At 62.9% G+C, this 14,748-nt stretch carries 12 protein-coding genes; 7 read left to right on the top strand and 5 right to left on the bottom strand.

What is annotated here, in order from left to right; translation table 11 throughout:
• Window positions 1-168 precede the first annotated feature (168 nt).
• From istB to B8784_RS17035, 5 genes are all read right to left on the bottom strand, one after another.
• Complete coding sequence (gene istB / locus B8784_RS17055; RefSeq protein WP_084396756.1) at window positions 169-933, bottom strand: IS21-like element helper ATPase IstB; 765 nt, start codon at window positions 931-933, stop codon at window positions 169-171.
• Window positions 930-2,417 carry an IS21 family transposase gene (gene istA, locus B8784_RS17050; protein ID WP_169712612.1) on the bottom strand — a complete coding sequence of 496 codons (1,488 nt, stop codon included), beginning with the start codon at window positions 2,415-2,417 and terminating at the stop codon, window positions 930-932. The genes istB and istA overlap by 4 nt, the downstream gene beginning before the upstream one ends.
• A gap of 97 nt (window positions 2,418-2,514) precedes the next feature.
• Entirely contained in the window at window positions 2,515-2,826 is a 312-nt protein-coding gene (locus B8784_RS17045; RefSeq protein ID WP_143435606.1) for a MarR family winged helix-turn-helix transcriptional regulator, read from the bottom strand.
• A gap of 152 nt (window positions 2,827-2,978) precedes the next feature.
• On the bottom strand, window positions 2,979-4,124 hold the full coding sequence (locus B8784_RS17040) for an acyl-CoA dehydrogenase family protein (protein ID WP_084399092.1): 1,146 nt from the start codon (window positions 4,122-4,124) through the stop codon (window positions 2,979-2,981).
• 96 nt (window positions 4,125-4,220) lie between these two features.
• On the bottom strand, window positions 4,221-4,988 hold the full coding sequence (locus B8784_RS17035) for an SDR family NAD(P)-dependent oxidoreductase (protein ID WP_084399091.1): 768 nt from the start codon (window positions 4,986-4,988) through the stop codon (window positions 4,221-4,223).
• Between the two features lie 142 nt (window positions 4,989-5,130).
• Here B8784_RS17035 and B8784_RS17030 point away from each other — a divergent pair, with 142 nt between their 5' ends.
• The 7 genes from B8784_RS17030 (at window position 5,131) to B8784_RS17000 (ending at window position 14,731) form a co-directional block, all read left to right on the top strand.
• On the top strand, window positions 5,131-5,505 hold the full coding sequence (locus tag B8784_RS17030) for a winged helix-turn-helix transcriptional regulator (RefSeq protein ID WP_084399090.1): 375 nt from the start codon (window positions 5,131-5,133) through the stop codon (window positions 5,503-5,505).
• 81 nt (window positions 5,506-5,586) lie between these two features.
• Entirely contained in the window at window positions 5,587-8,355 is a 2,769-nt protein-coding gene (locus B8784_RS17025; RefSeq protein ID WP_084399089.1) for a TonB-dependent receptor, read from the top strand.
• A gap of 145 nt (window positions 8,356-8,500) precedes the next feature.
• Window positions 8,501-10,912 carry a TonB-dependent receptor plug domain-containing protein gene (locus B8784_RS17020; RefSeq protein WP_084399088.1) on the top strand — a complete coding sequence of 804 codons (2,412 nt, stop codon included), beginning with the start codon at window positions 8,501-8,503 and terminating at the stop codon, window positions 10,910-10,912.
• A gap of 157 nt (window positions 10,913-11,069) precedes the next feature.
• Window positions 11,070-12,365 (top strand): aminotransferase class V-fold PLP-dependent enzyme, encoded by a 1,296-nt coding sequence (locus tag B8784_RS17015; protein WP_084399087.1) that lies wholly within the window; start codon window positions 11,070-11,072, stop codon window positions 12,363-12,365.
• A 25-nt stretch (window positions 12,366-12,390) separates the two neighbouring features.
• Entirely contained in the window at window positions 12,391-12,903 is a 513-nt protein-coding gene (locus tag B8784_RS17010; RefSeq protein WP_233356211.1) for an RNA polymerase sigma factor, read from the top strand.
• Window positions 12,896-13,894, top strand: a complete 999-nt coding sequence (locus B8784_RS17005; RefSeq protein WP_084399085.1) for a FecR family protein — start codon at window positions 12,896-12,898, stop codon at window positions 13,892-13,894. The genes B8784_RS17010 and B8784_RS17005 overlap by 8 nt, the downstream gene beginning before the upstream one ends.
• Before the next feature lie 70 nt (window positions 13,895-13,964).
• A protein-coding gene (locus tag B8784_RS17000; protein WP_143435605.1) for an IS5 family transposase occupies window positions 13,965-14,731 on the top strand; the annotation gives its coding sequence in 2 pieces (ribosomal slippage) (window positions 13,965-14,274 and window positions 14,274-14,731; 768 coding nt in all).
• Window positions 14,732-14,748 lie beyond the last annotated feature (17 nt).

Raw genomic sequence — 14,748 nt, 5'->3', positions numbered from 1 at the left:
TGTCAACGGCGGAGTAAAACCCGACCAAAGGGCGGCGCAAAAGTAGGCCACTTTGGGGTTGGGCGTGAAGGGCGCATAGAGCGCTGGCGGCCAGTCGACCGCGCTCCCCAAATAGCTGGCGGTTGACTGGCCGCCTTGGCCCGTGAGGGCCAAGTCATGGATTGTCGGTCAGGAGGTTTTGGTGGCTTTTCGCGCCTGGCTTTGGGCCAGGCGATAACTTTCGCCGTTCATCTCGAGGATGTTGACGTGGTGGGTCAGCCGGTCGAGGAGCGCCCCGGTCAGGCGCTCGGTTCCGAAGGTCTCCGTCCATTCATCGAAGGGCAAGTTGCTCGTGATCAGCGTAGCCCCGCGCTCGTAGCGCTGCGAGATCAATTCAAAGAGCAGCTCGGCCCCGGTTTTGGAGAGAGGGACGAAGCCCAATTCGTCGATGATCAGCAGCTTGGCGTTGGCCATCTGTTTTTGGACCCGCAGCAGGCGACGCTCGTCGCGCGCCTCCATCAGTTCGTTGACCAAGGCCGCGGCGGTGGTGAAGCTGACCGTCATCCCTTTCTGGCAAGCAGCGAGCCCCAGGCCGAGGGCGACGTGGGTTTTGCCGGTGCCGCTTGGGCCGAGGGCGATCACGTTCTCGCGCCGTTCGATCCAGTCGCAGCGCGCCAGTTCCAGCACCTGCATCTTGTTGAGCTTGGGGATTGCCTTGAAGTCGAAGCTGTCGAGGCTTTTGGTGGCCGGGAACTTGGCCGCCTTGATGCGGCGCTCGACCATCCGTCGCTCGCGATCGATCAGCTCCAGTTCGACCAGGCGCGTCAGGAACTGGACATGGTCCAAGCCCTCGGCGGCGCATTGGCGCGCCACCTTCTGATACTCACGCAGGAATGTCGGAAGCTTCAGCCTCTTGAGGTGATGCTCCAGCAGGATTTCGGGGGCATGGGTCATTCCGCAGCCTCCGACATCAGGGACATGTAGCTGGCCGCTGAGGTCGTCTCGACCCGCGCCCGTGGCAGGTAGGGGTACACGTCGAGGTCGAGCCGTGGTGGCCGCTTCTCGACCTGACACAGAACCAGATGCTTCACAGCATCAAAGCCGACCGCGCCCATCTTCAGGGCCTGCTTTACGGCGGCGTGTAGCTCCTCCATGCCGAAGGTCTCCAGAAGACGCAGCACCTGGACATACTCGCGGCGCCCTATCTTCAGCATGCGCGCTTCCATCAGGCGGCGCAGCGTGTCGAACTCTTTTGGCAAGTCCCACTCCGCAAGGGGCGCAGCCTGATCCAAAGCATTGATCTTGCGTTCGATCAGCGGGAGGTAGTGGATCGGATCGAACACCATGTCCTCGCGCGCGTAGCACCGCGGATGGCGTGCGATCACGTCCCCACGGCAGCCAATCACCACCTGATCGACATAGGCCCGCACCCACACATCCTGATGGCCATAGGCCACGGGGACCGAGTAATCGTTGGTGTTGTAGCGGACCAAAGACTGGGAGCTCACCCGGCCGCTGGCCTGTGCGCAGGCCTCAAAGGGGGCGGCTGGCAAGGGGCGCATCTCGGCCAGATCCCGCTGCAGGCGCGCGCCGATCATCTCCGTGTGCCCACGCAAGGTGTCGCCCTGACGGGCACGGCACTGCTCTTCAAGGTAGGCGTTGAAGCTCTCCCAATCCGGGAAGTGGGGGATCGGCACCATGTGGTTGCGGCGCACGTAGCCCACCATCCCCTCGACATTGCCCTTGTCATTCCCTTTGCCCGGCCGCCCGTAGCGGTCTCGGAACAGGTAGTGCGACAGCAATCCGCTGAACTGCGTCGCGCGGACCCGTGTCCCATCCGGCTGGATCTTCGAGACCAGGCAACGGTCGTTGTCATAGAGAACCGACAGAGGCACCCCGCCAAAGAAGGCAAAGGCATGCACATGCCCGTCCATCCAGGCCTCCGCCGTCGCCGCCGGATAGGCCCGCACGAAGTAGGCATCGCTGTGCGGCAAATCCAGGACGAAGAAGTGGGCCTTTTGTTCGACACCCCCGATCACAACCAACGCTTCGCCAAAATCGGCTTGCGCATGGCCCGGCGGATGCGCCAGCGGCACGAACATCTCACGGGTGCGTCGTTCACGCTGCCGAACGTAGTCCTTGATAATCGTATAGCCGCCGGTGAACTCGTGTTCCGCCTTGAGCCGCTCGTGGATCCGCTTCGCTGTGTGGCGCTGCTTGCGAGGCAACTTCTTGTCCTCTTCAAGCCAGCCGTCGATGATCTCGCTGAACCCATCAAGCTTGGGACGCTTGATCTCCTTCGTGCGCCGGTATCCCGGCGGCGATGAGAACGCCAACATCTTGCGAACGCTGTCGCGCGATATGTTGAAATGGCGCGCCAGATCCCGCTGGCTCATCCCCTCGCTGCGCGCCAGCCTGACCTTCAGATAAAGTTCCACGGTGTAAATCTCCTCGCCCTCCCTGCTGCCGCAAGAAGGGAAAAAGTGGACGACTTTTACGCCGCCCGCACCGCCAATACGACGGCGCTACCGTGGTCTAATTTTGCACCGCCGTTCTCAGCCCATGCGGTTCTGCCGGGTTCGCCTCGCGAAAGACGAAGCCCCCGACTTCCAGGCGGTAGATGAGCGCCGAGACGGCCCCAGGCGCCAGCCCGAGAGCGGCACCGAGTTGCTTGGGGCTCATCGGCTTTCGGCTGGCCCTCAAGAGGCATATGGCGCGGAAGTCTGTCGGATGCAGCTTGTTTGAGCTTGCACTGCGTTCATAGGCTGTCTCGATCTGCTGGACAAATGCCAGCAATGCACCGCCAACCCTGCGGATGTTTGTATTTCGCGTCCGCGCATCGCTCATTGCTACCTCTTCGATCAATCTACCTGATCGTGAAGATAGCGATGAATCTGTCCGGTAACAGAGCCGAGGGGGGAAACAGGGCGCATTGGACGGAGGCCCTCGCTTGGTGCTCCGCACATAGAACGAGGGCCGCCTTTCTCCTGCCCCGGGCCTCAGTCTGGCTGGGCCAGTACCAGTTCGCCGGTCGTCTTGGAGGCCGACATGGCGTTGAGCGCCACATGGTTCGCCGCCGTCCTGACATCGCGCAGGGCGCGCGAAAGGCGGTTGTCAAACACGCCGCTGCCACCACTGAGCTCGAAAACACGTTCGACGGCGGACAGACACATCTTGCTGACGAGGGCGATGGCCCCGCGATTACGGATGATCTGATCTGCCGGATACGGAATCTTCTGCTCCTCGAGCGGTTCATTCTCAGCGGTCACCTTCTGCACGATCTCCCAGGCATAGGTCACCTCAGACAGGGACTGACCGATTGCCGACTGGAAGAGATCCGATTGGGCCGGTGGCGGGCCGCCTGCCTTGCCAGGCTTGTTGCGGATCGTGCGGATAAAGCTGTCGATCCCACCCCGCGCGGTGCCCAGCATGGCGCTCTGCAGCCCGAAGACGGGAGAGCCGATCGCCAGGGCATCGGGCAGGTCAATCGCCCGATGGTCAGGCACGAAGGTCCCCTCGATGTGCAGGGTCTTGCTGCCGGTCCCGCCGAGGCCCAGCGTGAACCAGTCATCGACAATCTCGTAGTTGGTTCGCGGAATGAGGAAGATCTGGTGAAGCGGCGGGCCATCCTCGCCGAACACAAGCCCACCCAACAGGGCCCACTGGCCGTGATCGCAACCGCTGGAGAAAGGCGCGTCGCCCTTGACCTGATAGCCGCCCTCGACCTTTTTCGCCTTGAGAGTCGGCGCGAAGGCTGAAGACAGCAACACAGTCCGGTCTTCGCCCCAGACATCGGCTATCGCTTCTTCCGGGTAGTGAGACAGATGGTCGGAATGGCCCGCCAGGACACAATAGACCCAGCCGGTCGAGCCGCATCCACGCGCGAGTTCGTAGATGATCTCGTTATAATCGCGCGGCCGGCGGCCCATGCCACCCCACTGCACCGGCTGGACAAGCCGCAAGAGGTCTGCCTCGAACATGGCGGCGACCGTTTCATCCGGCACCCGACGAGCACGCTCGGTCGTTTCGGCGCGCTCTTCAGCGACGCGTGCGAGCCTGCGTGCACGCTCGACCAGTTCCTGCTGGGATGGATTTGACGCGGCAGCGGTATCGCTGGGCGCCTCAGTCTGTGTTGTTGATGCCATGTCGTCTTCCTCTCCTTCGCCTTGATCGGCTTCTTGTTGATATGGTTCCGGGAAACGAGGCCCGGAAAATTCATGCGCGCTGCCGAAGCCCTTCCCTCAGTTCGGATAGACGCCGAGCTTCTGCAGGCCCTCCAGCATCTCGGTCTTGTTGTAGGCGTAATAGTCGTGATCGGTTGCGGCCGGATCGGCGGCTATGCCCGTCGTGACCAGGCCGACTTCGTCGTTCGACACCCAGTCAGGCTCATAGGTCTCACGCGCCCGGGTGATGACTGGCCCGAGTATCTGCGTAGCGATGCGCTGCTTTTCACCGGCCTCGACCGACAGGACATGACGCATCATCAGAAGGGCTGCCTGCTGCATGTTGATGATCGAAGCCCCGCGCACAGGCATGACAGCGCTGCCGCCAAGGATCAGCTGATAGCTGCCCGTTTTCGACAGACGCGGAACCCAAGCCCGAGCCGTCGCCGCGTGGGCGGTGGTCATGTCGACGAAATAGCGCTGCCACTCCGCTTCGGAGACCTCCCACAAGGGCTTGCCCTGCCACCAGCCGCCAATCGAGGCGACGACATCGGTGACCGGACCGTGGTCGGCCGTGATACGCTCGGCCGTCTCCTGAGCGGAGGCGAAGCCGGTATAATCACCGACCACGAAGTCCAGTCGCTCAATCGGGCCAAGATCTGACAGGACCTGGCGAAACTCATCCACTTTGCCCTGGGTCCGTGACGGTACAATCACATGCGCACCTGTCTTCAGCCAGGCACGCACGAGGCCCTCTCCTACATCGCCCGTGCCGCCGGCAATGACGACGCGTCGGTCGCCGAGATCGGGATAGAGGGCTTTTTCGAGATCGATCGTTACGCTCATATCTGGCCTCGTTTCGATGAGGTTTGACGGACGTGCCGGAAGCGGTCCGGCAGCATCAGCATCTGGTTCCTCTTTGTAACTTGGTATATGAGAGACTCATCTCAGGCGCCGCAAGACGGCACACCAATGATACCGGGGTCACATGAACGATACCGACGAGCCGCCGATCCGCCATACCGCCGAGTGCCTGCGCGTGTCGCAAGTCCTCTCGCGCATCGCGGGCAAGTGGAGCGTGCTGGTCATCATGCTGCTGCGACAGCAATCCCTGCGCTTCAGCGAACTGAAACGCGGCGTCGACGGCATATCACAACGGATGCTGACGCTGACCCTGCGCAATCTCGAACGAGACGGCCTTGTCAGCCGTTCGGTTACGCCCTCCATCCCGCCCCGGGTTGATTATGAGCTGACGGAACTCGGCCATTCGCTGGCCGGGCCGATCCAGGCAGTCGGGACATGGGCATTTCATCACCTGCCCGAGATCGAAGCCGCCCAAGCCCAGTACGACGCCCAGGAATAGCCCCCCGGAACCTGACAGTCTCAGGGTGCTGCGATTGGGCGCACTTATCTGACAGTACCGTTACAGAAGCACAAAATTCGCATGCTACTGCCACCGGCAATGGAGTGTGCGGAGCAGCGCAACGTGCTTGCAAAGGTGGCCATCTGTTCGATCTGTAGCGCGGCCTTGCTCTGGCTCCAGCCACCGGCATGGGCCCAGCAGTCTCCTGCCGGTCAGACAAGTCAGGACACCCAGTCCGTCGAGTTGGACACCGGGCGGCTGGATCTTGCCCTGAAAGCCCTCTCGGAGCTCTACGACACCAACATCCTTTTCACATCCAGCCTGATCGCCGGGCGCGAGGCAGCGCCGGTCAGCGGCCGCTACACATTCGAGGAGGCGCTGGCCCGTCTCCTTGAAGGCCACAGCCTACGTATACAGCGGGTCGATGCCGGCACAGTCACCATCCTGGCGAGTGAGGCCTCAAGAGAGAAGCCTGCCGGCGGGTTGCCCCGAAAGAGGGATCCCGCTGCGCCTGTCCGCCGGCCGGACCCGGTGCGCCGGGAAGCACCCGTCATTGTGACGGGCACGCGGGCGCCCGCGCGCACAGCCTTCGATTCGCTCGCCCCGATCGACGTGATCGGCGAGGAGGATCTTTCGCGCGCCTCGTCTGACGAATTGCTCGACAGCCTCGCCCAGTCCCTCCCCGGCTTCACAGCCTTCCGCTTCCCGCTCAATGACGGCAATATCTTCAACCGCCCGACAGCGCTGAGGGGGTTGAGTTCGGACCAGACGCTTGTCCTGGTCAATGGGCGTCGGCGTCATCGTTCGGCCTTCCTCGAAACCTCCAATGGACAGCCCGTCGACCTCTCCCAGATCCCCATCACGGCGATCAAACGGGTCGAAGTGCTGCGCGACGGGGCCTCGGCACAGTACGGCTCGGATGCGATTGGCGGGGTGATCAATGTCATTCTCGATGACGCCCCCGGAGCCAGCGCATTTGCGCAATACTCGTCCTACTATGAAGGCGACGGGACCGCCTGGCGCGGCGGGGCACGCGGCGGAATGGAAATCGGGGCGCATGGCTTCGCCGTGCTCAGCGCCGAGCTCTTCGACACCTCACCCACCTCGCGCACGCGCCAGCGCGCTGACGCCATCGCCTTCCAGGCCGCCAATCCGGATCTCGACGTCCCCGATCCGGTTCAACGCTGGGGCCAGCCGGCACGCGACGGCTGGCGCATGGGCTGGAACGGAGAGGTCGCGGTGAACGCTGGCGCTAAGGCCTATCTGTTCGGCACGCTGGGCGAGACGCACGGGCTATCCGATTTCAACTGGCGCAACCCGGACGTCGCCAATGCCTTCGACAAAAGCGTGGCCTTTCCCGGCTTTGACCTGCGGGACGTCTATCCGGTTGGCTTCACCCCACGCTTTGGCCAGGACGAAATCGACGGATCGGCCTTTGCCGGCCTGCGCGGCGAGACCGGCGACGGTCTCGAATGGAATTTAAGCCTCGGCTATGGGCTGAGTGAGATCGATTATCGCCTCGAAGAAAGCATCAATGCCTCGCTCGGTCCGGACAGTCCGACCGCGTTCAAGCCGGGGCGACTGCGAGAGACGGAGCTGGTTTTCAATGCCGATGTCAGACGTGCCGTCGCCGAGCATCGTGCTGCCGGCCCTGGTAACCTGGCCGCCGGCATCGAGCTGAGGCGGGAGCGCTATGCCGTGGAAGCCGGCGATCTTGCCTCCTATGCGGTGGGCCCGGGCGCGCTGGACGGTTTGCCGCCCGGCTCGAACGGGTTTCCCGGCTATTCGCCGGAACAGGCCGGCACTTTCGAGCAGGACAGTTCTGCCGCATGGGTCGACCTTGAGTGGCCGGTAACGCGCGCATGGACGCTTGGCAGCGCGCTTCGCTATGAGAGCTACTCCCTTTTCGGCGACACGCTGACAGGCAAGCTGTCGGGGCGCTATGAGCTCACCCCGGAATGGGTGCTTCGCGGAACTGTCTCGACCGGCTTTCGCGCGCCCACCCCCGGACAGGTCTATACCCAGCGCACCAGCCAGGCGCTGGACACCGAGACCCTCGACATCACGACACGCGGCCGCTTTTCGCCGATTGGGCCGATCGCTGAAATCATATCGAGACGCGAGGATGTAACGATCCAACCGCTCGAGGCGGAACGCTCGGAGAATTATTCGCTCGGTTTTGGTTATCGCGGACCAGGTGGGCTGAGCGTGACAGTGGATGCTTTCCAGATCGATGTGCATGACCGCTTCGACCTGGTCGGCGGCTTTACGCTCACCAACGCCGAACGCGCAGAGCTGGCCGCGCTCGCCCCCAATATGAACCCGAACATCTCATCGGTCGGCTTTTTCCAGAATGTCTATGACTCCCGCACGCTCGGGCTCGAGATGGTCACGACCTATGAGCATCAGCTTGGCCCCGGGGACCTGACCCTGACCGGCGCCTACACGACCATCGATACCGATGTGACACGGGCCGACATGTCCCCCAGCGAGGCCGAACGCACCTTCTTCGAGAATCCCGTGCCCGAGCATCGCGGCGCCGTCTCGGCCATCTATGCGCTCGACCGTTTCGAATGGTTTGCACGGCTGCGCCATTACGGGGCCTGGTCGGATGTGAATGGCGACATCGCGTCGGACTACCAGAATTTCGGCAGCCGCACCTTCTTCGACCTCGGTCTGACCTGGCACCTGAACGAGGCACTGGCCCTGAAGGTCGGGGCCGAGAACCTGTTCGATGTCTATCCGGATGAAGCCCGCCGCCAGGCCAATCGCGGGCTGATCTATTCACGGAACGCTCCGTACGATACTGATGGCGGCCTTCTATATACACGGCTGACCTCGCAGTTCTGAGGCGCCCTGCCAGGCCCGCCGCATGTGAATGTTTCGTGAAATATGACGTGTGCGCAGCAAGACGCGAGACACGCCCCGTCTTCCCCAGTGCAGGGCGAGGAGAGCCGATGCCCTGCACCGGTCAACCGATTGAGGGGAACTCAGAATGTACCGCCAAACCTTTCGGGCAGCCCTGCTGCTCGCTACCGCCTCCTGCCTGACACTGGGCCATGCCGCCTACGCTCAGGAAGCCGAAAAGACCAATGAAGACGCTGGCGATGAATCGCTGGTGGCCGACACCGTCATCGTAACCGGTACGCGCCAAGCCGCCCGCACCGTGTTTAGCTCGCTTGCGCCGATCGATGTCGTCTCCAGTGAATCCATCGACAGCACGGCATCCGAAGACCTGCTCGATACGGTCGCGCAGCTGGTGCCAAGCTTCAAGGTTCAGCGCCTGCCGATGGCCGATGGCAACGTCTTCGTGCGTCCGGCCACGCTGCGCGGGCTGGGCCGGAACCACACGCTTGTTCTGGTCAACGGCAAGCGCCGCCACCGCTCCGCCCTGCTGGGCGCCGGCACCGACCTCGCCATGATCCCGTCCTTTGCCATCAAGCGAATAGAAGTGCTGCGCGATGGCGCCTCGGCGCAATACGGTTCGGACGCCATTGCCGGTGTGATCAACATCATCCTCGACGATGAACCGGGCTACTCCGCCTTTGGCCAGTTCTCACAGTATTATGAGGGCGACGGCACCAACTATCAGGCGGGCGCACAGGCCGGCTGGGGCCTCGGCGAAGCTGGCCACCTGGTCACGACGCTCGAATATTACGATGCCGAGCGCACCTCCCGCTCGCGCCAGCGCCCTGACGCCATCGAGTTGCAGGAAAACAATCCCGACCTCGACGTGCCGAACCCGGTCCAACACTGGGGTCAGCCAGACCGCAATGCGACCCGGTTTGCTCTGGATGCCGCCTATGAGTTCAGCCCGCTTGTGACCGGCTATGCCTTTGGCACCTACAATCAGGGCCAGGGCGTGTCGGATTTCAACTGGCGCAACCCGACTTCTGGCGTCTTCAACACCTCCGACGCGTTCCCGGGCTGGGACCTTGCCGACATCTACCCGACCGGCTTCAGCCCGCGCTTCGGCCAGGAGGACGAGGATCTGGCGTTGGCAGCTGGCTTGAAGGGCGCGCTGGCCGATGGGGACTTCAGCTGGGATTTCAGCGTCTCTCACGGGCGCAACACGATCGAGTACTTCATGTACAATTCGATCAACGCCTCGCTGGGCCCGGACAGCCCGACAAACTTCAATATGGGCACGCTCGAGCAGCGCGAGACCAATATCAACGCCGACTTTGTCTATCTGGCCGATCTTGGCCTTTCCTCTCCGGTCAGCGTCGCCTTCGGGGGCGAACGCCGCGAAGAGATCTATGAGATCGGAGCAGGCGACGAAGCCTCCTGGGCGATTGGGCCGGGCGCAGCCGACGGCCTGCCAACCGGCTCCAACGGCTTCCGTGGGTTCGAGCCGCGTCAGGCCGGCGAATTCGATCAGGAAAGCTATGCCGCCTATGTCGATGTCGAAGCCCCTCTGACCGCGGCCTGGACAGTCGGCGGCGCGCTGCGCTTCGAGGACTATAGCGAGTTCGGTGACACCACCACCGGCAAGCTCTCGACACGCTATGAGATTACGCCGGAGCTGGCTGTGCGGGCCACGGCCTCCACGGGGTTCCGGGCCCCCACCCCGGGCGAGCTGTTCTCCGAGTCCACATCGCAGGGCCTCGACACGACGACGCTCGAAGTCTTCACCAATGGCCGCTTCTCACCGGAAGGCCCGGTGGCTGAGATCATCGCCCAGCGCGAAGGCGTTACGTTGACCTCGCTCGAGCCGGAAGAATCCGAGAGCTACACGCTGGGGCTGGCTTACCAGAATAATGCCGGCTTCTCGGGCAGCGTCGACCTCTACAAGGTCGAGATCTCGGACGCGATCGGCGGCTCGGGCGGGTTCACCCTGACCCCGGAAGAGCGTCAGGCGCTTCAGGACGCCGGTGTGCCGGGTGGCGGCACGTTCAACAGCGTCTCCTTCTTCCAGAACCAGGACGGCAATGAAGTCCAGGGCGTCGATGTGGTCGGCAGCTACCGCATGGGGCTCAACTCCGGCGATCTGACCCTGACCGGCGCCTATAACTACAATGAGCGCAAATCCACCTCCGACTCCGCCGAGGAGGACCGCCGGTATGAACGACAGCTGCCGCAGCATACCGCGAACCTGACGGCGACCTATGCCACAGGGGCGTTCGAAGTCTTCGGGCGCGTCCGCTATTATGGCGAATGGACGGACTTTTCCGACAATGCCGATGGCCAGATCTATCAGGATTTCGGTGCGAAAGCCTTCTTCGATATCGGCCTGACCTACAATGTCACGGACAATTATTCCGTTCGGGTCGGCGCAGAAAACGTCTTCGACGAATACCCCGAAGAGGCGACCTATCAGGCCAATCGAGGCCTGATCTATTCGCGCAATGCGCCTTACGACACCGATGGCGGGAATTATTACATCCGCCTCGATGCCAAATTCTAGTTGGTGGCCATGGCCGGACCGGTTGCGCCCCCTCTGCCGGGCCGGTCATTGCTACACCGGGGGACGTTTTCGGACGTCCCCCGCCTGCTTTTCACAAAACTGTCGAGTCTGACGGATTAATAGGACCCGACACGCCGATCTTCCCAGGAGTGATGCCATGACACAGCTTTCCCGCCGCAGCCTTCTCGCCGCTTCCCTTGCGAGCCCGTTTGCCGGAGGTGTGTCGGGTCTCGCCACGGCCCAGTCCGCCAGTGTCCCTCCTGCCCCGGCGGGTCCTGATGACGAAGCCTACTGGGCCAGGGTCGCGGCGAATTATGATGTGACGGGCGACATTACCAATGTGGAGAACGGCAATTGGGGCCTGATGGCGCACCCGGTGCTGGATGCCTACAAGGCGCACACCGAGCGCGTGAACCGGGACAACTCCTATTTTGCACGCCGGGCCTATGGGCCGATCTTCATGGACATCCTGGAAGAGACCGCCACGCGGCTTGGGGCAAGTACCGACGAAATCGCCTTCACACGCGGGGCGACAGAAGCGCTTCAGAACCTCATTGCCGGTTATAACAGGCTTGAGCCTGGCGATGCGGTGATGATGGCCGATCTCGATTATGGGTCGGTCATGAACACAATGCGCTGGAAGGCCAGCCAGGCTGGCGCCGAAACCATCGAGATCGCCATACCGGAACCGGCAACCCATGACGCCGTGCTCGAAACCTATCGCGCCGCGCTGACCAGCCACCCGAACACGCGCCTCCTGCTGCTCACCCATATCAGCCATCGCACGGGCCTCGTCATGCCGGTGCGCGAGATTTCGGAGATGGCGCATGAACAGGGTGTCGATGTCGTCGTCGATGCGGCTCATTCCTGGGGGCAGATGGACTTCACCGCACCGGACCTCGGCGCGGACTTCATCGGCTTCAACCTGCACAAATGGATTGGCGCCCCGATCGGCGTAGGCGCGATGTATATCCGCAAGGGGCGTCTTGGCGACATCGATCCGAACATGTCCGCAGGCCCTGGCGAAGTCGACTCCATTCACGGCCGGGTCCACACCGGCACCAGCAATTTCGCCGCCTATATGAGCGTGCCCGATGCTTTCGCCTTTCAGGACACGATGGGCTGGCCGGAAAAGGCGGCCCGCCTCAGTCATCTCCGCGACCTCTGGGTGTCGCAATGCCAGGGCGTGGAGGGGGTCGAGGTCCTGACACCTGACGATCCGCGCATGCATGCCGGGATCACCTCCTTCCGCTTTTCCGGGATGGCAAGCGAAGACGAGAACAAGGCCATTGCCGCCTACCTGCTGGAGCATCACCAGGTCTTCACCGTCCACCGGACCGGCGTGACCGCAGGGGCCTGCATACGGGTCACCCCCGGCTACTACAATTCCGCCCGCGACATGCAGCGCGCCGCCGCGGCCATCCTTGATGCCAGGCAGCATTTCCTTGGCTGACCGTGTGAGGACAACGCCTCTCTTGATGCCGCGGCACGCCCCCATCGAGACCCTGTACCGTGCCCAGTTCACGAGGCTGGTGGGGTTTGCGCGCACGAAAGGCGCCGGCCCGGAAGAGGCGGAAGAAATCGTCCAGGACGCCTTTGCCCGCCTGGCGCGCTATGGGGCACGCGAAAAAATCCGCAATGACATCGCATTTCTGCGCACCATTATCGTCAACCTAATACGGGACCGGTATCGCTCCCGGGCGGCCAGTCCGCCGCATGTTGATTATGACGAGATGGATCACGACCCGGCCAGCCCCTCTCCAGGCCCCGAATCCGCCTATGGAGTAAAGCAGGCCCTGCAACTTACGCTGGCAGACCTTGATGCGCTTCCGGCCCTGACAAAAGAGGTATTTGTCCGCTACCGACTGAAAGGGGAAACCTATGAGCAGATCGCGCGCGCGTGCGAAGTAACGATTGCCGTTGTCCGCCGCCACCTGCGCGACGCCATGATCTTCCTCGTCAAACAGCGTGGCCAGCGTGAAGATGGATAAGACAGCCCCCAGATTTGACGAGGCCATCCTCGAAGACGCCGCCGAGTGGCTGCTGCGCATCGAGGAGGCTCCCGAGAGGCTGACCAGCGAGGCCTTCGAACGCTGGTTGCATGCCGACCCGCGCCACGTCAGCGCGTTCAACAGCATGGCCAATGAATGGGATGCGGCCGGTGAACTCGTCATCGAGACAGAGACTGCGGCGCCGCGCGCGACCGTGCGTCGTTCGCCCCGTAAGCCTCACGAGCGTTCTGGCCGGCCACGCATGCCATGGATCGCCGGCGGGCTTGGCGCCCTTGCGGCAGCCGCAGTCGCGCTTGTCCTCGTCCTGCAGCCATTCCCGGCCGGGGGTGGCGGCGGCGAGCACTATGCCACACCGACCGGCGAAATTGCAGAACACACGCTGGCCGACGGCTCCAGGCTTGTCCTCGATGCGAAGTCTGCAGCGACGGTAGTCCTCAGTGAGACGAACCGTCATGTGACGCTCGAGAGCGGCCGCCTCTTTGTCGATGTCGAGCCGGATGCCGCACGCCCCTTCCGAGTGGGCAGCGACGCGGTGTCCTTCACGGCGCTCGGCACCGCCTATGCCGTCGAGCGCAGCCCTGACAGCTGGCGGCTGGAAGTCTATGAAGGCACGGTCCGGTTGGCGACGCCATCGGTTACCGAGGTCTATACGGCCGGGACGGGCGCGACGCTCACCCCGGCGGGGCTCACCGCATTCGACCTGCCCGAAACGCTCGACGCCGGCCAGCCGAACTGGACGAGTGCCCGCGTGGTCTTCGACGAGACAACGCTTGCCGACGCCGTCCAGGCCTTCGAACGCTATACGGACAGGCATGTGGAGATTGTCGGGGAGGAGCTTCGCACCTATCAGGTCAGCGGCGTTTTCCGCCTGACCGATATCGACGCTTTCCTGCAGAGCGTGGAGGTTCTGACTGGGGCAAGCCTCACCGGAACAGAAACCCGCAAACGGCTGGAGCCCGCCTCCGACTAGGTCCTGTACTCATAAAGAGGATTCCCAGATTGTTCGGGTCATGATTCACTTTCCTTGAAGGAGGTACATCATGGCCCGATTTGATTTGAGTGACGCGGAGTGGTCGATCATCGCGCCGCTCTTGCCGAACAAGCCGCGCGGGGTGGCGCGAACGGATGACCGGCGGGTGCTGAACGGGATCTTCTACATCCTGCGCACCGGTTCGCCCTGGCGCGACCTGCCGGAGCGATATGGCCCTTACACGACGGTCTACAACCGCTTCAACAGATGGGCGAAAGCGGGCGTCTGGATCAATATTTTCAATGCTCTGGCCGAGCAGAGCCCTGAATCCATGGCCTTCATCGACAGTTCGATCATCCGCGCCCACCAGCACGCCGCAGGCGGAAAAAAGGGGGCCCGGATCACGCCATCGGTCTCTCTCGCGGGGGACTGAGCACCAAGGTCCACGCCATCGTCGATGAAGCCGGTTTGCCCATCCGCCTCGCGCTGTCGCCCGGACAGGCCGGCGACAAGGCCATGGGCGCCGAGCTGATCGACAGCCTGAAACGGGCCCGGCACGTCGTCGCCGACAGAGGCTATGATGCCCGCGCTCTGGTCGAGCAGATCGAAGCGGTCGGGGCCAAGGCTCACATTCCGACCCAGCGTGACCGGAAAGTCCAGCGCTCCGTCGCAAGGAGCATCTACCGCCAACGCAATCTGGTCGAGCGATACTTCAACAAACTCAAGCACTTCAGGCGATGCGCAACCCGGTTCGACAAACTCGCAAGAAACTTCCTAGCCGCCGTCGCCCTCGCCTCAACACGCCTCTGGACAAGATCTTATGAGTCCACGACCTAGGCGGGCTCGCCCAGAAA

Origin of the sequence: Henriciella aquimarina, assembly GCF_002088975.1 — a bacterium.
Taxonomy (GTDB): Bacteria; Pseudomonadota; Alphaproteobacteria; order Caulobacterales; family Hyphomonadaceae; genus Henriciella; species Henriciella aquimarina.
The sequence above is the reverse complement of the archived record's forward strand: the minus strand, read 5'-3'. Positions and strand labels throughout refer to the sequence as shown.